The sequence below is a fragment of the Stenotrophomonas maltophilia complex sp. Om-AH-Sm3 genome (assembly GCF_059337855.1).
The window spans coordinates 1-20117 of sequence record NZ_JBYBLQ010000026.1 but is presented as its reverse complement, the minus strand read 5'-3'; the positions used below and the strand labels follow the sequence as shown (position 1 = coordinate 20117).

General features: G+C 67.4%; 19 protein-coding genes and 1 pseudogene. 15 read left to right on the top strand and 5 right to left on the bottom strand.

Annotated elements, in window-relative coordinates; all coding sequences use genetic code 11:
* Positions 1 to 20 precede the first annotated feature (20 nt).
* The 5 genes from lepB to recO are packed head-to-tail and all read left to right on the top strand — an operon-like array spanning position 21 to position 3537.
* Positions 21 to 815, top strand: a complete 795-nt coding sequence (lepB, locus tag AC10QF_RS19555; protein WP_014038087.1) for a signal peptidase I — start codon at positions 21 to 23, stop codon at positions 813 to 815.
* A gap of 37 nt (positions 816 to 852) precedes the next feature.
* Positions 853 to 1236 (top strand): DUF4845 domain-containing protein, encoded by a 384-nt coding sequence (locus tag AC10QF_RS19550; RefSeq protein ID WP_014038086.1) that lies wholly within the window; start codon positions 853 to 855, stop codon positions 1234 to 1236.
* Positions 1226 to 1906, top strand: a complete 681-nt coding sequence (rnc, locus tag AC10QF_RS19545; protein WP_005418230.1) for a ribonuclease III — start codon at positions 1226 to 1228, stop codon at positions 1904 to 1906. Before AC10QF_RS19550 ends, rnc begins: the two co-directional genes overlap by 11 nt.
* Entirely contained in the window at positions 1903 to 2799 is an 897-nt protein-coding gene (gene era / locus AC10QF_RS19540) for a GTPase Era (protein WP_005410599.1), read from the top strand. The genes rnc and era overlap by 4 nt, the downstream gene beginning before the upstream one ends.
* 18 nt (positions 2800 to 2817) lie before the next feature.
* The gene (gene recO, locus AC10QF_RS19535; protein ID WP_053499700.1) at positions 2818 to 3537 is read left to right on the top strand and encodes a DNA repair protein RecO; all 720 of its coding nucleotides are present in this window, start codon (positions 2818 to 2820) and stop codon (positions 3535 to 3537) included.
* Between the two features lie 706 nt (positions 3538 to 4243).
* On the opposite strand, the gene AC10QF_RS19530 is transcribed toward recO, so the two are convergent.
* Positions 4244 to 4972 carry a response regulator gene (locus AC10QF_RS19530; RefSeq protein WP_005418228.1) on the bottom strand — a complete coding sequence of 243 codons (729 nt, stop codon included), beginning with the start codon at positions 4970 to 4972 and terminating at the stop codon, positions 4244 to 4246.
* 127 nt (positions 4973 to 5099) lie between these two features.
* Here AC10QF_RS19530 and rlmD point away from each other — a divergent pair, with 127 nt between their 5' ends.
* The 9 genes from rlmD (at position 5100) to AC10QF_RS19485 (ending at position 12454) form a co-directional block, all read left to right on the top strand.
* Positions 5100 to 6434 carry a 23S rRNA (uracil(1939)-C(5))-methyltransferase RlmD gene (gene rlmD / locus AC10QF_RS19525; protein WP_065179469.1) on the top strand — a complete coding sequence of 445 codons (1335 nt, stop codon included), beginning with the start codon at positions 5100 to 5102 and terminating at the stop codon, positions 6432 to 6434.
* A gap of 34 nt (positions 6435 to 6468) precedes the next feature.
* Positions 6469 to 6954: a CYTH domain-containing protein gene (locus AC10QF_RS19520; RefSeq protein WP_053500339.1), complete on the top strand. Its 486-nt coding sequence runs from the start codon at positions 6469 to 6471 to the stop codon at positions 6952 to 6954.
* A 113-nt stretch (positions 6955 to 7067) separates the two neighbouring features.
* Positions 7068 to 7763, top strand: a complete 696-nt coding sequence (locus AC10QF_RS19515; RefSeq protein WP_069139989.1) for a DsbA family oxidoreductase — start codon at positions 7068 to 7070, stop codon at positions 7761 to 7763.
* A gap of 164 nt (positions 7764 to 7927) precedes the next feature.
* Positions 7928 to 8935, top strand: coding sequence for a beta-N-acetylhexosaminidase (gene nagZ / locus AC10QF_RS19510; RefSeq protein ID WP_049413037.1), 1008 nt, complete (start codon positions 7928 to 7930; stop codon positions 8933 to 8935).
* On the top strand, positions 8935 to 9489 hold the full coding sequence (locus AC10QF_RS19505) for a hypoxanthine-guanine phosphoribosyltransferase (RefSeq protein ID WP_005418223.1): 555 nt from the start codon (positions 8935 to 8937) through the stop codon (positions 9487 to 9489). The genes nagZ and AC10QF_RS19505 overlap by 1 nt, the downstream gene beginning before the upstream one ends.
* Before the next feature lie 81 nt (positions 9490 to 9570).
* Positions 9571 to 10317 carry an S-methyl-5'-thioinosine phosphorylase gene (locus AC10QF_RS19500; protein ID WP_005418222.1) on the top strand — a complete coding sequence of 249 codons (747 nt, stop codon included), beginning with the start codon at positions 9571 to 9573 and terminating at the stop codon, positions 10315 to 10317.
* 88 nt (positions 10318 to 10405) lie between these two features.
* The gene (locus tag AC10QF_RS19495) at positions 10406 to 10612 is read left to right on the top strand and encodes a cold-shock protein (protein ID WP_005410590.1); all 207 of its coding nucleotides are present in this window, start codon (positions 10406 to 10408) and stop codon (positions 10610 to 10612) included.
* A gap of 125 nt (positions 10613 to 10737) precedes the next feature.
* Positions 10738 to 12006 carry an FAD-dependent oxidoreductase gene (locus AC10QF_RS19490; RefSeq protein WP_494542718.1) on the top strand — a complete coding sequence of 423 codons (1269 nt, stop codon included), beginning with the start codon at positions 10738 to 10740 and terminating at the stop codon, positions 12004 to 12006.
* A 178-nt stretch (positions 12007 to 12184) separates the two neighbouring features.
* Positions 12185 to 12454: a hypothetical protein gene (locus AC10QF_RS19485; RefSeq protein ID WP_049413041.1), complete on the top strand. Its 270-nt coding sequence runs from the start codon at positions 12185 to 12187 to the stop codon at positions 12452 to 12454.
* A gap of 1 nt (position 12455) precedes the next feature.
* Here AC10QF_RS19485 and pdeM read toward each other — a convergent pair whose 3' ends face one another.
* From pdeM to AC10QF_RS19465, 4 genes are read right to left on the bottom strand one after another with little or no spacing between them, the layout of a single operon-like run.
* Positions 12456 to 13097, bottom strand: coding sequence for a ligase-associated DNA damage response endonuclease PdeM (pdeM, locus tag AC10QF_RS19480; RefSeq protein ID WP_049413042.1), 642 nt, complete (start codon positions 13095 to 13097; stop codon positions 12456 to 12458).
* Positions 13087 to 15546, bottom strand: coding sequence for a ligase-associated DNA damage response DEXH box helicase (locus AC10QF_RS19475; protein WP_263467917.1), 2460 nt, complete (start codon positions 15544 to 15546; stop codon positions 13087 to 13089). Before AC10QF_RS19475 ends, pdeM begins: the two co-directional genes overlap by 11 nt.
* The gene (locus tag AC10QF_RS19470) at positions 15543 to 17150 is read right to left on the bottom strand and encodes an ATP-dependent DNA ligase (protein WP_049437994.1); all 1608 of its coding nucleotides are present in this window, start codon (positions 17148 to 17150) and stop codon (positions 15543 to 15545) included. The genes AC10QF_RS19475 and AC10QF_RS19470 overlap by 4 nt, the downstream gene beginning before the upstream one ends.
* The gene (locus AC10QF_RS19465) at positions 17147 to 18145 is read right to left on the bottom strand and encodes a ligase-associated DNA damage response exonuclease (RefSeq protein ID WP_049413051.1); all 999 of its coding nucleotides are present in this window, start codon (positions 18143 to 18145) and stop codon (positions 17147 to 17149) included. The genes AC10QF_RS19470 and AC10QF_RS19465 overlap by 4 nt, the downstream gene beginning before the upstream one ends.
* 113 nt (positions 18146 to 18258) lie before the next feature.
* On the opposite strand from AC10QF_RS19465, the pseudogene AC10QF_RS19460 reads away from it, so the two are divergent.
* Positions 18259 to 19896, top strand: a pseudogene (locus AC10QF_RS19460) (acyl-CoA dehydrogenase family protein).
* Positions 19897 to 20117: the final 221 nt, after the last annotated feature.

Here is a 20117-nt window from a genome sequence, read left to right as displayed (position 1 = left end):
GACGTTGCAAAGGACCCTGAATGAAACTGTTTGAGATCCTCCTGGTCGTGCTGACCCTGGCCTCGGGCCTGATCCTGCTCGCCGACAAGCTGTACCTCGCCAAGCGTCGCGCCCAGCGTGCGGGCCTGCTCGATTCCGAGCCGGTGCTGGTGGACTACTCGCGAGCGTTCTTCCCGGTGCTGGCGATCGTGCTGATCGTGCGCAGTTTCATCGCCGAGCCGTACAAGATCCCGTCCAGCTCGATGATGCCGAACCTTCTGATCGGCGATTTCATCCTGGTCAACAAGTTCTCCTACGGCCTGCGCCTGCCGATCAGCAACACCAAGATCGTCCCCTTCGGCGAGCCGTCGCGCGGCGACGTGGTGGTGTTCCACTTCCCCGGCCACAGCGACAACGACCCGGCCAAGGGCGAGAACTTCATCAAGCGCGTGATCGGCGTGCCGGGTGACACCGTGGTCTTCGAGGGCGACGGCGTGATCCTCAATGGCGAACCGCTGAAGTACGACAACAAGGGCATCTACGCCGGCCACAAGGGCCAGGGCGAGGGCGCCAACCTGCTGGTCGAGCACCTGCCGGGCCGTACCCATACCGTGCTGGAGACCGACTATCCACGCGGCCAGGGCCAGTGGACCGTACCGGCCGGCAAGTACCTGGTGATGGGCGACAATCGTGACAACAGCGACGATGGCCGCTTCTGGGGCCTGCTGCCTGAAGAGAACCTGCGCGGCAAGGCCTTCCTGATCTGGCTGAACTGCCAGGGCTGGTTCTGCAAGGATGGCTTCGAGCCGTCGCGGATCGGCTCGAGCATCAACTGAGTACCTTCACATCCAACGCGTATCTGGGGAGAACGCAATGAAGACGATGAACACGCAGCGTGGCATGACCCTGACCTCGTTCCTGGCGGTCCTGATCGTGGTCGGTTTCTTCCTTTACATCGGCATGAAGCTGTTCCCGATGTACCAGGAGTATTACGCGGTGCGCTCGGCGATGAAGAGCCTGGCCAAGGAGCCGGGCGTGGGCAGCATGGAGCCGGCCCGGATCCAGGATCTGTTCTTCAAGCGCCTGTACATCAATTACTCGGAGAACGTGAAGCCGGCCAACGTGAAGTTCGACCGTCGCGACAATGGCTGGACCCTCAAGGTCAACTACGAAGTGCGCCGTCCGCTGGTCGGCAACCTGGATGTGGTTGGCAAATTCGATTCATCCCAGGACCTGACCCGAAGCGGTGCCGAATAAACCTTTCCAACGTGGTGACCTGATCGGTCATCCCTTCCGCGACCCGGCGCTGCTGAAGCAGGCGCTGACGCATCGCAGCGCCGGTGCGCCACACAACGAGCGCCTGGAATTCCTGGGCGACAGCATCGTCAACATGATGGCGGCCGAGGCGTTGTACCGACGCTGGCCCAAGGCTGACGAGGGCGCGATGACCCGTGCCCGCGCCGAACTGGTGCGTGAGGGCGCGCTGGCGGTGATTGGACGTAGCCTGGAACTGGGCGAGCGGCTGATCCTGGGCCCGGGCGAAATGAAGTCCGGTGGCCACCGTCGTGATTCGATCCTGGCCGACGCGGTGGAAGCCGTGGTGGCTGCGATCTACCTGGATGCCGGTTTCGAGGCCTGCCGGGCGGTGGTCCTGCCCTGGTTCAGCGCTTCGATCGAGGCACTGCCGGCCTCCGGCCGACCCGAGAAGGACCCCAAGACCCGCCTGCAGGAATGGCTGCAGGCCCGACAGAAGGCGTTGCCGCAGTATGAACTGGTGTCAGAATCCGGTGACGACCACGCCAAGCACTTCCGGGTACGCTGCAACGTAGCCGACCCGGCCGCCAGCACCGAGGGCGAAGGCGCCTCGCGGCGGCTTGCCGAACAACAGGCGGCTGCGGCCGTCCTAGAACAACTGGATTCCAAGTGAGCGAACAAACTCCCCATCATTGCGGCAGCGTGGCCGTCATCGGCCGCCCGAACGTGGGCAAGTCGACCCTGACCAATGCCCTGGTCGGCGCCAAGGTCAGCATCGTCTCCAACCGTCCGCAGACCACGCGTCATCGCCTGCTGGGCATCGCCACCTATCCGGAGGGCCAGCTGGTGCTGGTCGACACCCCCGGCCTGCACAAGGTGCAGAAGCGGGCGATGAACCGGGTGATGAATCGCGCCGCGCGTGGCTCGCTGGAAGGCGTCGATGCCGGCCTGCTGGTGATCGAAGCCGGTCGCTGGGATGAAGAGGACAGCCTGGCGTTCAACGTGCTGCGCGACGCCGGCATCCCGGTGGTGCTGGTGGTCAACAAGATCGATCGCCTGAAGGAAAAGGGCGCGTTGCTGCCGTTCCTGCAGCAGGTGACCGAGGGTCGCGACTTCGCCGCCGTGCATCCGATCTCCGCGCAGAAGCGCAACGGCCTGGAAGCGCTGGTGCGCGACGTGCTGAAGCTGCTGCCGGAAGCCCCGCCGATGTTCGGCGAGGATGAGATCACCGACCGCAGCCAGCGTTTCCTGGCCGGTGAACTGGTGCGCGAGCAGCTGATGCGCCAGCTCGGCGAGGAACTGCCCTACGCCACCACTGTCGAGATCGAGCGCTTCACCGAGGACGGCAATCTGCTGCGCATCGGTGCGGTGATCTGGGTCGAGCGTGAAGGCCAGAAGGCCATCGTGATCGGCAAGGGTGGCGCCCGCCTGAAGGAGATCGGCGCCAAGTCCCGCCTGCAGATGGAGCGTCTGTTCGGGGCCAAGGTGTTCCTGGAAACCTGGGTGCGCGTGCGTGAAGGCTGGTCCGACGACGAGGCCGCGCTGAAGGCCTTCGGTTACGAGTAAGGCGTTGTAGTCGCTTCGATGATGATCGAGGACGACACCGGCTTCGTGCTGCACGCACGGGCCTACCGCGAGACCAGCCTGCTGGTCGAAGTGTTGAGCGCACAGCATGGCCGTATTGGGCTGCTTGCGCGTGGCGTGTCCACTGCCAAGGGCCAGGTGCTGCGCGCCGCCCTGCAGCCGTTGCAGTGGATCCGCTTCAGTGCCCAGCAGCGGGGGGAACTGGCCCAGCTGCGTAGCGCCGAGGCGCTGGATGCCGCGCCACGCCTGGTCGGGCAGGCGATGCTGGCCGGTTTCTACCTGAGCGAACTGACCCTGCGCCTGGCCCCGCGCCAGGACCCGCTGCCGGAGCTGTACCTCGCCTACGGCGAGGCGCGTGCGCGGCTGGCGGTGGGCGCGGGCCTGGCCTGGACCCTGCGCCGTTTCGAACGCGAGCTGCTGTCTGCGCTGGGCCTGGGTTTCGAGCTGGACAGCGCCAGCGATGGCCAGCCGATCGATCCGGCGGCGCGCTACGAACTGGACCCGCAGGAGGGTGCGCAGCGCCTGCTGAGCGAGCGCGGCGGGGAGCGCCGGGCAGCCGCCACCGGGTCGGCGCTGTTGGCGCTGGCGGCCGACGAAGAGCCGGATGCCGCCGATCTGGCCAGCCTGCGCCTGCCGATGCGGCGGGTGCTGGCCCATCACCTGGGGCCGCGCGGCCTGAAGTCCTGGGAAATGCTCGAGCAGCTGGCGCCGCGCAGGTAGGGGGTGTTGAGCAGGGCTTGCAGCCCTGCACCTGCCGAGGCCAAAGCAACAGCAACAGCAACAGCAACAGCGTGCATTCCGTGGGATGGCGGGGTGGGTCCGGTTGAGGGGGGCGCTGCAAGTACCCCTCCGGGGCCCGGCCCAGCCGCCAGCGGCTGTGCGTTCGGGCGCTTGCGAAGCAGTGCTTCGCAAACAAAGCGCCCTCACCCATGTAAGCTCGGTCGCCGCTTGCTCGTGTGCGCTGTCCTGCGCACACGGCAAGACCGGGGTTGGGCGTCCTGCCCAACCCGCCCGAGGCATGCCTCGGGCCCATGCGGCTCACGCCCCCTCAACCGGACCCACCCCGCCTTCGACAGATTCTTGCGAGCTGTCGGACATGCCGACGGGGTCAGATCCGTTTTCCTTCGGAAAACGGATCTGACCCCCAGTTTGAATTTCGATATCTGACAGAGACTCATCCACGCATGGCGTGGATCTACCAGCCGCCACCGGGAATCTGTCGGGGGTGGGGCGGTGTGGGTTGGCAGGACCGTTGGCGCCATGGATGGCGCCATCGAGCCCCCATGGACGGGTTTACGGCGTGTCCTGCCAACCCACACCGGCCCGCCCAACAAGCAGAAGGCCAGAGCCGCTCTGGCTCTGGCCTTTGGTGTTGCTCTGGCTTGAAGCATCTGCGGGTGCAGGGCGCAGCCCTGCCGAGCAACCCTCAGTGCAGCAGGGCAGCCACCGCGTCGCGGAACCCCGCCTGGGCCTGCCCGGACTCGGGCGCATGATGCAGCTGGCGCACCGCCCGTCCCAACCGTGCCGCCCCCACGAAGCCACAGCTGGCCTGCAATCGGTGCAACTGGCTGCGCAGCTGGCGCTCGTCGTGCTGGTCGACCGCCTGCTCGACCGCGTCGCGCACGCCCGGCAACTCGGCCAGGAACAGTTCGCGCAGTGCGATCAGGTGGTTGCGCTGGCCATTGAGCGCTGCCAGGGCTGCGGTCTCGTCCCAGTCCTGTACGGCCAGTTCGACCGCGGCCGGGGCCTGTGCCACGAAGATCCCCGCCGGGCTGTTGACCAGCGCTCGGCGCACGGCCTTCAGCAGCTGGTCGCGGCCCAGTGGCTTGACCAGGGTGTCGCTGAAACCAGCTTCGCGCAGGCGGGCGTGAATGGAGGCATCGCCGTCGGCGGTATGTGCCAGCGCCGGCGTGTCGGGATGTGAACGGCGCAACTCACGCAACAGCTGCGCGCCATTGCCGTCCGGCAGGTTGACGTCGATCAGCCACAGGTCATGCGAGCCGGGCTCGGCACTGGCCAGGGCGCTGGCCAGTGAATCTGCGGTGTCCACGTCCGCCGGTAACGTTTCCAACGCCGCCTTGAAAAAACCGCGGCTGATGATGTCGTCCTCGACAAGCAGGAAGCGGGGTCGTGCGGCCCGCGGGGTCATCTGCATCAGGGCTGCCTCCATGTCAGCTGTCCCAATCATCAAGCACGGCGGCCACGGGCGCAAGCGGGTCCGGGCCCCATCGGTCAGGATCTGCGACAATACGCCCCCATTTTTGCCCGCAGCCTGTTGCCACGTGGCCCGATCCCGCTCCCGCACCGACCGTACCCCGTTCCAGACCGAGATCCTCGACCTCAGCCATGATGGTCGCGGTGTCGCCCGCCGTGAAGGCGAGGGCGGCAAGGTCACCTTCGTCAGCGGCGCCCTGCCCGGTGAGGTGGTGATGGCTGAACAGACTGCCCGCAGCCGCCATTTCGACGAGGCGCGCACGCTGGAGGTGCTGCAGGCCTCGCCGCAGCGGGTGATCCCCAAGTGCCCCCATTTCGGTACCTGCGCCGGCTGCGTGCTGCAGCACCTGGACGAAGACCAGCAGATCGTCGCCAAGCAGCGCGTGCTGATGGATAACCTGGAGCGGATTGGCCATGTGAAGCCGGGCACCGTGCTTGCGCCGCTGGTCGGCGAGAGCTGGGGCTACCGCCGCAAGGGCCGCTTCTCGGTGCGCCGGGTCGAGAAGAAGGACAAGACCCTGGTTGGCTTCCGTGAACAGGATCCGCGTTTCGTCGCCGACCTCAGCCAGTGCCTGACCGTGATTCCGGAGATCGGCACCAAGGTCGAGGCGTTGTCCACCTTCATCGAAACGCTCGATGGCAAGCGTGACATCCCTCAGATCGAATTCATCGCCGGTGACCAGGCCGTGGTCCTGACCGTGCGCCACCTGCAGCCACTCAGCGATGCCGACCGCGCGGCCTGGGCCGCCTTCGGCCAGCAGCATGGCTTCGTGATCTACCTGCAGTCCGGTGGCGTGGACACCGTGCAGCCGCTGGACGGGCAGGGCGTGGCGCTGTCGTTCCGGCTGGCGCCGTGGGATGTCGAGCTGGCGTTCCGCCCGCTGGATTTCATCCAGGTCAACGCCAAGCTCAACGAGAAGATGATCGCCCACGCCCTGGACCTGCTGCAGCCGGGTGAGGACGAGCGCGTGCTGGACCTGTTCTGCGGCCTGGGCAACTTCACCCTGCCGTTGGCCCGCCGTGTGCGTGAAGTGGTGGGTGTGGAAGGCGATGCCGGCCTCGTCGCGCGTGCGCGTGAGAACGCGGAGCGCAACGGCCTGGCGAACGCGCAGTTCTTCAGCGCCGACCTGACCCAGGACCAGCGCAGCACGGCGTGGATGCGCCAGGGCTTCGACAAGCTGCTGCTGGATCCGCCGCGCTCCGGCGCGATCGAAGTGCTGCAGCAGCTGCCGCTGAAGCAGTTCAAGCGCATCGTCTACGTCAGCTGCCACCCGGGCTCGCTGGCGCGCGATGCCGGCTATCTGGTCAACGAACAGGGCTTCACCCTGGTCAGCGCCGGTGCCATGGACATGTTCCCGCACACCGCGCACGTGGAAAGCATCGCGGTATTCGAAAAGCGCTGAGCAGCGGTCATCACCCGTGGCGCATAATTGCGCCATGGGCATCGAAATCGAACGCAAATTCCTGGTCAGCAGCGATGGCTGGCGCACCGCCGCGCATCGGGTGATCCCGATGGCGCAGGGCTACATCAACGACATGGGCGCGCTCGACCGCGGCACCCAGAACGCCTCGGTGCGCGTACGCATCGAAGGCGACCACGCCGCGCTGAACCTGAAGTCGCGCACCCTCGGCCATACCCGGCAGGAGTTCGACTACCCGATCCCGGTGGAGGACGCGCGCGCACTGCTGGCGCTGTGTGTCGGCGGCCTGATCGACAAGCGCCGCCATCTGGTCGAACACGCCGGCCTGACCTGGGAAGTGGACGAATTCCTCGGTGACAACGCCGGTCTGGTGGTGGCCGAAGTCGAACTGGAAAGCGCCGATCAGGCCATCGACCTGCCGGACTGGGTCGGCGCCGAAGTGACCGATGACGCCCGCTACTACAACGTTGCCTTGGCCAGCCGCCCGTATTCACAGTGGTGAACCCCAAAAAAGGGGACGGAGGGGATTAAGTCGTCTTTACCCCGCCCGTGCGGAAAGCGACTTAATCCCCTCCGTCCCCTTTTATCGAGGAAGGCGGTCCCCATGTCGTGGACATGAGAATCGACATCTACTCCGACGTGGTCTGCCCCTGGTGCTGGATCGGCAAGCATCGTTTCCAGCAGGGCGTGCAGTTGCTGGGCGCCAATGCGCCTGAACTCGATATCCACTGGCAGCCGTTCCAGCTGGACCCGGATGCGGACGACACCCCGGTGCCGCTGCGCGAGGCCTATGCGCGCAAGTTCGGGGGCGTCGAGCGCACCGAGCAGATCCTCGGCCAGACCCAGACCACCGCGCGCGCGGAGGGGCTGTCGATGGATTTCAACCAGGGCCAGGTGCGGGTGACCACACTGCCGGCGCATCGGGTGTTGTGGCTGGCCGGCCAGCATGGCGTGCAGGATGCGGTGGGTGAAGCGCTGTTCCGCGCCCACTTCGAACATGGCCAGAACCTGGCCGACAACGCTGTACTGGTGAAGGCCGGCGTGGCGGGCGGCCTGGACGGTGGTGAAATCGCGCAGATGCTGGCCTCCGACCGCGGCCTGGCCGAGGTCGAAGCCAAGCTGGCGCAGGCCCATGCACTGGGCATTTCGTCGGTGCCGACCTTCGTGATCGATGGGAAGTGGGCGATTTCCGGGGCGCAGCCACCCGAGGCGTTCGCCCAGGCCCTGCGGCAGATCGCGGCAGAACAGGGCGCCCCGGCTACCCCGGCTGACGGCGACGAGGCCTGCGGCCCGGACAGCTGCAAGGTCTGACCGGCTCCTCAAAAGGGGACGGAGGGGATTAAGACGTATCCAGCCCCTTGGGGCCGATTGCGCCTTAATCCCCTCCGTCCCCTTTTTCTGACCACTGCGCCTGTCGGCCGGTTCTGCGACAATGCGGCACTGCGCCATGCGGGCGCGCGTTGTGGAGATCGACCATGCTGCTGATCGGCGTTGCCGGCACCGAACTGACCGCCCAGGAACGTGACTGGCTGCAGCACGACGCCGTGGCCGGGGTGGTGCTGTTCAAGCGCAACTTTGCGTCGCGCCAGCAGGTGACCGATCTGAGCGCGGCCATCCGTGCCGCTGCCCCGCGCCCGCAGCTGATCTGCGTGGACCAGGAGGGCGGCCGCGTACAGCGCTTCCGCGAGGGTTACAGCGATCTTCCGCCGCTGCAGGACATTGGTGCCCTGTACGCCACCGACCCGCAGCAGGCCCTGGCGCTGGCCGAGCAGCACGCGTGGCTGATGGCCAGTGAAGTCCGCGCCAGCGGCCTGGATCTCAGCTTCGCCCCGGTGGTCGACCTTGGCCGCGGCAACCGCGCCATCGGCAACCGTGCCTTCAGTGAAGACCCGCAGGTCGTGGCCGCGTTCACCGCAGCCTATGTGCGCGGCATGCACGCGGTCGGCATGGCCGCCACGCTCAAGCATTTCCCCGGCCACGGCACCGTGCTGGAGGACACCCACGTGGATACCGCGATCGATCCACGCGCGCTGGACGAACTGCGCGCGCAGGACCTGGTGCCGTTCCAGGCCGGCATCGCCGCGGGTGCCGATGCGGTGATGATGGCGCACGTGATCTATCCGCAGGTGGCACCGGAGCCCGCCGGCTATTCCCCACGCTGGATCCAGGACGTCCTGCGCGGCGAACTCGGCTTCCGCGGCGTGGTGTTCTCCGATGACATCGGCATGGCCGCCTCGCACAGCGCCGGCGGCGTGCCGGCACGCGTGCACGCGCACCTGGACGCCGGCTGCGACGTGGTGCTGGTCTGCCATCCGGAACTGGTCGATGAAGCCCTGCATGCGGTGCAGGGACGCTCCCTCAATACTGCTGCGCTGCTGGGCCTGCTCGGCCGCGGCGCGCTCGGCTGGGACGGCCTGCTGGCCGATGCCCGCCATGGCGACACCCAATCCCGTCTGCTTGAAACCCTTGGAAGAACCGTCTGATGCCCAACCTCACCATTTCCCAGGCCCTGGCCCAGGCTGACCTGCTGGTCGACCGCCCCACCATCGACAAGGCCATCGCTGCTATCGCCGACGCCATCGCGCGCGATTACAAGGGCGAGGTGCCGTTGTTCCTGTCGATCATGCATGGTGCGCTGCCGTTCGCCGGCCAGCTGGCGCTGGAACTGGGCGCGCGCGGCCAGGACGTGCAGTTCGATTACCTGCACGCCACCCGCTACCGCGGTGAAACCACCGGCGGTGACCTGGTCTGGAAGCACAAGCCGGCCACCTCGCTGTTCGGCCGCCGCGTGCTGCTGGTCGACGACATCCTCGACGAGGGCTACACCCTGCAGGGCGTTCGCACCTGGTGCCTGGAACAGGGCGCGACCGATGTGCGCATCGCTGCGATGACCGTGAAGAAGCACGACCGTGCGCTGCCCGATGTGACCGCCGATTACGCGGGCATCGAGCTGCCGGACCGCTACGTGTTCGGCTTCGGCATGGACGTCAACGAGACCCTGCGCTGCGTGCCGGCCATCTACGCAATGAAGGAATAACGGCGCGGCCGCCCGCGGCGCGTCTTTTCCATCGCCGGCATCCTCGGGTGCCGGCGTTCGTCTTTTCATGGAGTGCTTCTAATGCAACAGATCGCCCTGGCCGTGATCGGCGGTACCGGTGTCTACAACCTGGCCAAGCTTGACGACGTGCAGACCCACGAGGTCGACACCCGCTTCGGCCGCCCATCGGGCCCGGTGCGCGTGGGCACGCTGCTCGGCCATCGCGTGGCGTTCCTGGCGCGGCATGGCGAGGGGCATTCGCTGCCGCCGCACAAGATCAACTACCGCGCCAACCTGGCTGCGCTGCAGCAGCTGGGCGCGCAGCGGGTGCTGGCATTGAACACGGTGGGGGGCATCACCGAGAACTTCGGTCCGCGCGTGCTCGCCTGCCCGGACCAGATCATCGACTACACCTGGGGCCGCATCAGCACGATCTGCGAAGAAGAAGGCTCCGACGTGGTCCACGTCGATTTCGGCCATCCGTACACGCCGATGCTGCGCAGCAAGATCCTGGCGGCAGCCAAAGTGACCGGTGTCACGGTCCATGACGGTGGCTGCTATGGCGCAACGCAGGGCCCGCGCCTGGAAACCATCGCCGAAATCGCCCGCATGCGCCGCGACGGTTGCGATCTGGTGGGCATGACCGGCATGCCGGAAGCCGCACTGGCGCGGGAGCTGGGGCTGGATTATGCCTGCCTGGCGATCATCGCCAACTGGGCCGCCGGCTGCGGTGATGGCGAGGAGATTACGATGGCCGAAGTGCTGGCCAATGTGCAGGCGGCCAGCAACGGACTTCCGGAACTGGTGGGCGAATTGGCGCGGGGGTGATTGTCTTCCCCGAGCAAGCTTTGCATACTCAGCTTGTGCGCGGGTTCAGCGTACACCACCCATTCATTGCATAAGGTCTCGCATCACCATGCCGAACGGTACCGTCAAGTGGTTCAACGACGCCAAGGGATTTGGCTTCATCTCGCCGGAGGATGGCAGCGCCGACGTGTTCGCGCACTTCTCCGCCATCAACTCCAAGGGCTTCCGCAGCCTGCAGGAAGGCCAGCGTGTCACCTATGACGTGACCCAGGGCCCGAAGGGCGCCCAGGCTTCGAACATCACGCCGGCCGAGTGATCCACTCGACAGTGCGTTGAAAACCCCGCTCCGGCGGGGTTTTTTTTGCGCTGCGACAAGAATTGCGCTGCCGTGGGCGGAGGCCCCGCTGGGCATCCGGATTTGCGCTCGGGCACAATGCCTCCATGAAGGAACGACTGCGCATCGCCGTGATCGGCTACGGCACCGCTGGACAGGCATTGTCCATCCTGCTCTCTCGTGATGGCCACGAGGTGGAGATCTTCGAACGTGTGCCCACGCCGGGACCGGTTGGCGCCGGTTTCCTGCTGCAGCCCAGCGGCCTGCAGGTGCTGTGGCAGATGGGCCTGCTTGACGCCGTGCGCGCGCATGCCGCGCCGGTGCATCGCCTGTACGGCGATACGCCGTGCGAACGCGCAGTGATGGACATGCGCTACGCCGGCCTGGACGCGCGCCTGCACGGCCTTGGCATGCAGCGCGGCGCCCTGTTCTCGTTGCTGGATGATGCGCGTGCTGGTGCGGGCCAGCTGCATGCCGGCGTCAGCATTGCCGCAGTGGATGCCGAGCAGGGCCGCTTGCGTGACAGCGAAGGGCGCCTGCACGGTGCGTTCGACCTGGTGGTGGCCGCCGATGGTGCAGCCTCGACGCTGCGCGGCACGATCAAAGACGGTAACGGACTGGATCGCATGTATCCGTGGGGTGCGCTGTGGTGCCTGTTGCCAGCCGAAGACTGGCCACACCTGCAGGAGCTGCGGCAGCGCTACGTGGCCGCACGCAAGATGATCGGGCTGTTGCCGGTCGGTACGCGGCCCGGTGATGACACGCCGCGCCTGAGCTTTTTCTGGAGCCTGCCACGCGCCGATTTCGAACGTTGGCAGGCCGACGGCATGACGCCCTGGCTGGACGAACTGCATGCGCTGTGGCCGCAGGCCAGTGCACGCTTCGCGCATCTGCGTGACGCCGGCCAGCTGGCACGGGCCGTCTACCGCGACGCAGTGATGACGCGCTGGTATCACGGCCGCATGGTGCTGGCCGGCGATGCCGCGCATGCGATGAGCCCACAGCTGGGCCAGGGCGTGAACATGGCGCTGCTCGATGCGCTGGCGCTGCGCGATGCCTTGCGCGAGCATGGTGGCGGTGCCGCGGCATTGCAGGCCTACCAGGCGCAGCGCAGGGCGCACGTTGCGGTCTACCAGCGCTGGAGCCGTTGGCTGACGCCGCTGTTCCAGTCCGATCGCGATGCCTGGGCCAAAGCGCGCGACGTGCTGCTCGGCCCGATGGGGCGCCTGCCGGGTGGGCGTGGTCACATGCTGCGTGTGCTCAGCGGTACCCAGCATGGCTGGTTCGGTTCGCTCGCGCTGGATCCGGCTTTCGTCGACGCGCTGGCCACTGCGGCGCAGGTGCCTCGCATCAACGCGATCACGGCCACTGCGTGAAACGCGTCGTCACGTGAATTAACGGTTGCATCACTGCGCATATGCGAGAAGTAGGTTGCACGCGATTGCGCGTCGCCCGTTTTCCTTTCCGTGATCAACATCGCGCGTGGCCCGGGAGGCGCTGCCGTCGCAGCCTGTTGCGGCCCGGATGTGCCGCCTGTTGTCGAAGGAGGATGCCATGTTGTTCGCGGTCGAGGAGCTGGAATCGGAAATCTGCAAGCTGCGCGGTCTGCTGCAGATGCTGCACGAGGACCAGCCCGACGTGCTGGAGGACGTGTTCGAGTTCCATGTCGGCAGCCTGATCAGTCATGCGTCGCCGGAGCACCACACGCGCATCCGCACCTGCGCGCAGGAGATGCTGGCGGCGATCCAGGCCTTGCCGCGGCGACGTGAAGGGGACACGCCTGAGTTCCAGCTGATGCCGCAGCTGGATATCCGTCCGGCCTGATTCAAGCCAGGGGCAGTGCCACCAGGCCGTTGTCCACGCAGGCGACCATCTGTTCGCCGGCAGCGGGAACAGGAACGATTCCGGCGGTGAACGCGGAGAAGGCCGGCAGGAGAGTCATCCTGTCACGCAGCCAGAATGCGGGGAAGCGCCGCCGCAACGGAGGCAAAGCGATCTGTGGATGCAGATGCCCGGCGATCACATGCAGCTCCGCATCGGGCACCGGCTCATGCCGAAGCAGGAACGGTGGCAGCCGTACTTCGTCGTGGATCTGCACCTGCAGCCCGGCATGCGGCAGCTGCCGGTCATGATTTCCGCGCAGGACATGCACGTCCAGTGCGGCATTGCGTTCGCGCCATGCCAGCCATTGCTGGTACCACGCAGCGCGATGCGCCGGGCCATGCAGGATGTCGCCCAGGATCCACACCTCGCGGCAGGCATGCCCGTCCAGCAGCCCCTGCAGGCGTTGCAGGTCCTTGCCGGTACCGCCGCTGGGCAGCGCGATGCCTGCGCGGCGGAATACATCGGCCTTGCCCAGGTGCAGGTCGGCGAGCAGCAGTGCCTGCCGCGCGGGCCAGTACAGTGCACGCGCGCCAAGCAGCACCAGCGACTCGCCTGCGCGCAGCAGCGGCAGTTCATCGGCCATGCCGACGCTCCAGCTGCTGGGCCACGCGTTGCACCCGGGTACGCCAGTCTTCGTTGCTGAACTGCCCGCGCAGGCGTTCGGCCCACAGCGGGAAACCCAACGGCGTGAGTGACGCCGGGCGCTGCACCGAGAGGGTCTGCATCCGAATCCTGGCCAGTACCTGTTGCAGCCCCGGCATGTCGAGGCTGTCATTCAGCACTTCCTGTTCCGCCAGCGCCAGCAGCAGGTGATCCGGGTCGTGCTCGCGCAGTACGTCGTAGAGCAGTCCCGCGGACGCCTGCAGCTGGCGCAGTGCCCTTGGCATGCCACCGGGCAGGCTGGGGACCAGCAGGCCGGCGACGCGTGCAATGCCGCGGAACTGGCGACGCGCCAGCTCGCCCAGGTTCACCGCAGCACGCAGATCATCCAGCAGCTGATCGGTGGCGAACAGCGCCCGCCATTGCGCCGCATCCAGATCGATGGGCTGTGCCGGTGCCAGCACCAGGCCGTGATCGTTCACCGCATAGCCGATGCTGTTGCGCTGCCGGCGGGTACAGCGCAGCGCCAGCAGGGCGGCCAGCGCCTCATGCACGTGGCGGCCAGCAAAGGGATAGACGAACAGGAACTGGCCTTCGCGACGCCGCACATCTTCCACCAGCAGATGGGCTGGGCCGGGAAGCGCCGACAACCGCTGCTGCAGTGCCAGCAAGGGTGCCAGCCAGCGTGATTCGGCGCTGTCGTCAGCACCGGACAGTACCCACTCCAGCTCGCGGCCCAGCGGCATCGACAGCGGCAACTGGCCGCCCTGCCAGCGCGGCACGACCCCCTCACCGCGTCCTCGTGCCAACCGGACGAAGGCGGTCATGTCGCGCAGCTGCACCAGCTCCAGCAGGCGCCCGGCGAACTGGAAGCGGTCGCCACGGCGCAGGCGGCTGGCGAATTGTTCCTCCACGGCGCCCAGGCTGCCGCCGCGCAGGAACTGCACGCGCACGCTGCCATCGCTGCTGATGGTGCCGATCGACAACCGATGGCGCAGTGCCTGGCGACGGTCGTGCATGCGGTACCACCCATCGGCATCACGCACGACCTTGTGGAAATCGGGGTACTGGGCCAGCGCTTGGCCACCCTGCACGATGAATGTGAGCACGGCCTGCCACTGGTCGTCGCCGAGCGACGCGAAGGCATGGGTACGCCGCACCTGCGCCAGCAGGTCGGCGCTGTCGAAGCCGCCCGCCAGGGCGCGGCTGACCGCATGCTGGGCCAGCACATCCAGCGGCAGCGTCGGCGGCCTGCGCGCTTCGACCACGTTCCCGGCCAACGCACGGCGCACCGCAGCGTACTCGGCCAGTTCCAGCGCATGACTGGGCACGCACAGGATGGAACCGCTGGCACCCGGGCGGTGGCGTGCGCGTCCGGCGCGCTGGCGCAGGCGCGCCACGCCCTTCGGGCTGCCCAGCTGCAGCACCTGTTCAACCTCGGGGAAGTCGACGCCGAGGTCGAGGCTGGAGGTGGCAACCACGCAGCGCAGCGCACCCGCGCGCAGGCCATCCTCCACCTGCTGGCGCAGCGCCGGATCCAGCGAGCCGTGGTGCAGCGCAAGCGTGTCCGGTTCTTCCGGCCAGACTGCGGCCAGCGCCTGATGCCACAATTCAGCTTGCGCGCGCGTATTGGTGAACAGCAGGCTGCTGCGTGCCTGCATCAGTGCCTCCAGCACCCGTGGCAGCTGGGCCAGGCCGAGATGCCCGGCCCAGGGGAAATGTTCGCCAGGGTCCGGCAGCACGCTGCGCACGCTCACTGCTCGAGGGCGTACGCCCTGTACGATCGGTGCATCCGGTTGCCCGGGCAGCAGTACATCGCGCGCCTCATCCAGATTGCCCAGGGTGGCCGACAGTCCCCACAGCTGCGATGCAGGCGCGGCCTGGCGCAACACTGCCAGGTTCAACTGCAGCAGCACACCGCGCTTGTTGCCCAGCAGTTCGTGCCATTCGTCCACCACCACACAGCGCAGCCGCCGCATGCGCGGCAGGGTATCCGGATAGCTCAACAACAGCGCCAGCGATTCGGGCGTGGTCACCAGTACGTCGATGCGGCCTTCGCGCGCCTGGCGTCGTTCGCGGTTGCTGGCGTCACCACTGCGCAGGCCGACACGCCAACCCAGCCCCAGCCCATCGACCACGGTCTGCAGCGCGCGCGCGGTGTCGCTGGCCAAGGCGCGCAAGGGGGTCACCCACAGCACCTGCAGCGGGCGTACCGCGCTGGGGCGGCGGGGGGAGGGCGGCGGGTCGATCATGGCCTGCAGCAGCGGCCCCCCGAACATCGCCAGTGTCTTGCCGCTGCCTGTGGGTGTGTGCAGCAGCCCGGATTCGCCAGCGAGATAGTGACGCCACATCGCGCGCTGGAACGGCAGTGAGCGCCAGCCTCTGGACGCGAACCAGTCTTCCAGCCGGCGCAGTGCCTGGCTGCGGTTCATCGTGCCAACGCCTGCAGCGTGGCCAACTGATCGGCTTCGCTGGCTGGCTTGTCGTGGCGCCAGCGCAGGATGCGCGGAAAGCGCACGGCAATGCCCGACTTGTGCCGGCTGCTGCGGTTGACCGCCTCGAAGCCCAGCTCGAAGACGTGTTCGGCGCGAACGCTGCGCACCGGGCCGAAGCGCTCGCGGGTGTTGGCGCGGATCCAGCGATCGAGCGCGAGGATTTCCTTGTCATCCAGGCCCGAATAGGCCTTGGCGACCGGTACCAGCGTGTCGCCGTCCCAGACGCCGAAGGTGTAGTCGGTGTACAGCGTGCTGCGCCGCCCATGGCCGGCCTGCGCGTACAGGAGCACCGCATCGATGGTGAGCGGATCGACCTTCCATTTCCACCAGTCACCGCGGCGGCGTCCGGCCTGGTAGGGCGAGGCATGCCGCTTCAGCATCAGTCCTTCCACACCGCGTTCGCGTGCCACGTCGCGCATTGCCGCCGCCTGAAGCCAGTCGTCGGCGTCAACGCCGGGCGAGAGCTGGATCCGTGCATCGTTCAGTGCACCGACGACCTCGGCGAGACGCGCGCGCCGCTGCTGCAGCGGACGTTCGCGCAGGTCCACGCCATCGAGTTCAAGCAGGTCATAGGCGAGCACCCGCACCGGCGTGTTGCGCAGGGTGGCCGCACCGGGTTTTCGGCGCTGGATGCGCGTCTGCAGCGCGGTGAAGGCACGCGGCAGGTCTGCGGCTTCGTCCCAGGCCAGCAGCTCGCCGTCCAGCACGCAGCCATCGGGAAGCGCCATCGCCGCCTGTTCGATCTCGGGGAAGCGGCCATCCAGCCGCTCTTCGCCGCGTGACCACAAGGCGACCTCGCCGCGCCGGCGCAGCAGCTGCAGGCGGATGCCATCCCACTTCCATTCCAGCAGCCAGTCATCGATCGCACCGAGTCGTTCGGCAGGGTTGCCCTCCAGTGGCGAGGCGAGGAAGAACGGGTAGGGCTGCTGCCGGTCCAGCGGCAGCTCATCCGGCGACAGCAGCTGGGCCAGCAGCCCGGGCGAGGGCACCCAATCGCCCAGCATGCGCTGGGCGATGCGGGCAATATCCAGGCCGGACCACTCGGCCAGCGCCTGCTGCACCAGTCGTTGCGAGACGCCAACGCGCAGGGCGCCGGTCAGCAGCTTGTTGAACACCAGCCGTTCGCTGCTGCACAGCTGCTGCCAGCCGGCCACGACCGCCGCACGGCGCACCGCCTCGGGTTGGTTGGCCACCGCCAGCAGGTGCTGTTCGATCCATTCGGCCAGCGGGCGGTCAGGCGAGGCATGCGGTGGGTCATCCAGCAGCAGGGTCAGCGTTTCGGCCAGGTCACCCACCTGCGCATAGCTGTCCTCCACCAGCCACGGTGGCAACCCTGATTCCTCGGCGATCCACGCGCGCAGTTCGCCACTGGCGGCGATCTTCCTGCGCGCGCCGCCCACCTTGCCACCACTGAGCAGGTACAGCGCCCACGCCGCATCGTGCGCGCCTGCCTGGCCGAAGTAATCGACCAGTGCCGCTCGCTTGTCCAGCGTGGCAGTGCTGCGGTCCAGGCGTTGGTAGAGCGCGGCGAAGGTCTTCATTCCTCGCTCCCGAAATCGGTACGGAAGGCTTCTGCAGCCACGCCGCGTTCGCGCAGGAACGGAATCAACGCATCGGTATTGCCATGGGTGGCGATCACCCGCTGCGCGCCGGTCTGTTCGATCGTCTGCAGCAGTGCTGGCCAATCGGCGTGGTCGGAAATGACGAAGCCACGATCGACGTTGCGGCGGCGACGGTTGCCGCGCAGTTGCATCCAGCCCGAGGCGAAGCCCAGCTGGTGACGGCCGAAGCGGCGCATCCAGGGCGTGCCCGCAGCCGAGGGCGGGGCGAGGATCAACTGTCCGGCGGCATCAGGCTGGCGGCCCTGCTCGGCCACGGTGAGCGTCTCCAGCATCGGTACGCCGGCCTGCCGGTACACCGCCACGCCATTGGCGATGGCGCCATGCAGCCAGGCCGGGCGATCGTCCAGCGGCCGCAGCTCGGCCAGCACCCGTTGTGCCTTGCCCAGTGCATAGCACAGCAGGATCGCAGCCTCGCCGCGTTGTTCGCATTCGCGGCGCCACGCCACGATTTCGGCGGCGACGGCCGAAGTGTCCGGCCAGCGGTAGATCGGCAGGGCGAAGGTGGCTTCGGTGATGAAGGTATCGCAGGGCACCACTTCGAACGGCGCACAGGTTGGGTCAGGCTGCCGCTTGTAGTCGCCGGAAGCGACCCAGACCTGCCGCCCGTCGTCGATGCGCACCTGCGAAGATCCCAGGACGTGACCGGCTGGATGCAGCGATACCTGTACCCGGCCCAGGCGGAACGGCACGCCCTCGACGTGCGCCTGCACCGGCACATCGCCCAGGCGCCAGCGCAGGATCGGCAGGCTGCCTTCGCTGCAGTGGTACTCGCCCATGCCCGGGCGGGCGTGATCGCCGTGGCCATGCGTGATGACCGCGCGCGCTACCGGTCGCCAGGGATCAATGTGGAAATCGCCGGCGGTGCAGTACAGCCCTTCCGGGCGCAGCACCACCAGATCGTCGTTGGCTGCCATGCGATCACTGTGGCCTGCCGCTCGTGCAGACGGTGAGAACCGGCCTGAACACGGGCTTGGCAAGTCATGCGGCACAATCGGACCGCATACCTCTTGCCGCCAGGATGGACCGGATGAGTGGACCGAGCTTCAGCAGCGACGCGCCCTACGAAACCCATGTGGTGTTGAACCAGCCGCCACCGTTCGCGGGGCGCCAGTTGTGGACCGACGACGTGGCGCTGATGGAAGCCGTGCAACGCGAAGGCGCAGGCAGCTTCGCGCCACGGCTGGCGGTCTATGGCGCGCTGGCCGGCGACGAGCTGTACCGGCTCGGCTTCGATGCCAACCGCGATCGCCCACGCCTGCGCACGCATGATGCGCAGGGTCATCGCATCGATACGGTGGAGTTCCACCCGGCCTATCACCAGTTGATGGAAACGGCGAAATCGCACGGTGTCGCTGGCTTGTCCTGGCACGAACCGCAACCCGGCGCGCATGTCGCGCGTGCGGTGTTGAGCTACCTGCACCACCAGGCCGAAGCCGGCACCAGTTGCCCGTTGACGATGACCCATGCAGCAGTAGCGGTGCTGCACACGCAGCCGCACCTGGCCGAGTGGGCACGCAAGGCCGCAGCGCCGGTCTATGACCCGCGCGACGTGCCGGTGGCTGACAAGGCCGGCATCACCCTGGGCATGGGCATGACCGAGAAGCAGGGCGGCTCGGATGTGCGCTCCAACAGCACGCGCGCCGAACCGATCGATGGTGAGCGCTATCGCCTGGTCGGCCACAAGTGGTTCTTTTCTGCACCGATGTGCGATGGCTTCCTGGTGCTGGCGCAGGCGCCGGGGGGACTGACCTGCCTGCTGATGCCGCGTCGGCTGGCCGACGGTGACCGCAATGCGTTCCGCCTGATGCGGTTGAAGGACAAGCTCGGCGATTGGGCCAATGCCTCCAGCGAAGTCGAGTTCTGCGGCGCGCAGGCATGGCGGGTGGGCGAGGAGGGGCGTGGCGTGGCCACCATCATCGGCATGGTGATGATGACCCGCCTGGATTGCATGCTGGGCGCAGCGGCGGAAATGCGCATGGCGTTGGCGCAGGCGTTGCACCACGCACGCCATCGCCGCACCTTCGGCAAGCTGCTGGTCGAGCACCCGTTGATGACCAATGTGCTGGCCGACCTGGCACTGGAATCGGAAGCGGCCACGGTACTTTCGATGCGCATCGCACGCGCAGTGGATCGCGCAGGCGTGGATGCCAACGAAGCTGCGCTGGCACGGGTGGGAACGGCGCTGGGCAAGTACTAGCTGTGCAAGCGCGCGCCGGCCTTCGTCAACGAAGCGCAGGAATGCCTCGGCGGCGCAGGCTATGTGGAGGAATCGATGCTGCCGCGGCTGTACCGGCAGGCGCCGTTGAATTCGATCTGGGAAGGCAGTGGCAACATCCAGTGCCTGGACGTACTGCGCGCGCTGGCACGTGAACCGGAGGCGCTGGCGGCGCTGCGCGCCGAGCTGGCAGCAGTGGCCGATCGTGATGCGCGCTACGCAGCGGCTTTGCAGCGTTGGGCAGCGGCACCGGCACCGGATGAGTCGCAGGCGAGGCTGTTCTGCGAGCGCACTGCGCTGCTGTTGCAGGCCGCGTTGATGTTGCGGGCGGGCAGTCCAATGGCTGAAGCGTTCGTGTGCAGCCGGCTGGAAGGGCAGCATGGGCTGGTGTTCGGGACGCTGCCGGCGGGTGTGGATCTGTCGGCAATGCTGGCGCGCGCGCTGCCTTAGGGGCGGCCAACGGCGAAGCCCCTCGTGGTGGCCGCTGATACTGATGGGTGGGCCGCGCGGGTAGGTCGCGCAGGGGGCGCCGTGAATACGTCCTTGTAGCAACTGTGTTGACGGAGGGGCCTGGCCCCTCCATGAGACGGGCACGGTAGTGCCGGCCGCTGGCCGGCAGCCTTTTGGGGCACGCGCAGGCTGGCTTCAGGCGGGGATCGATCCGCCTTGAG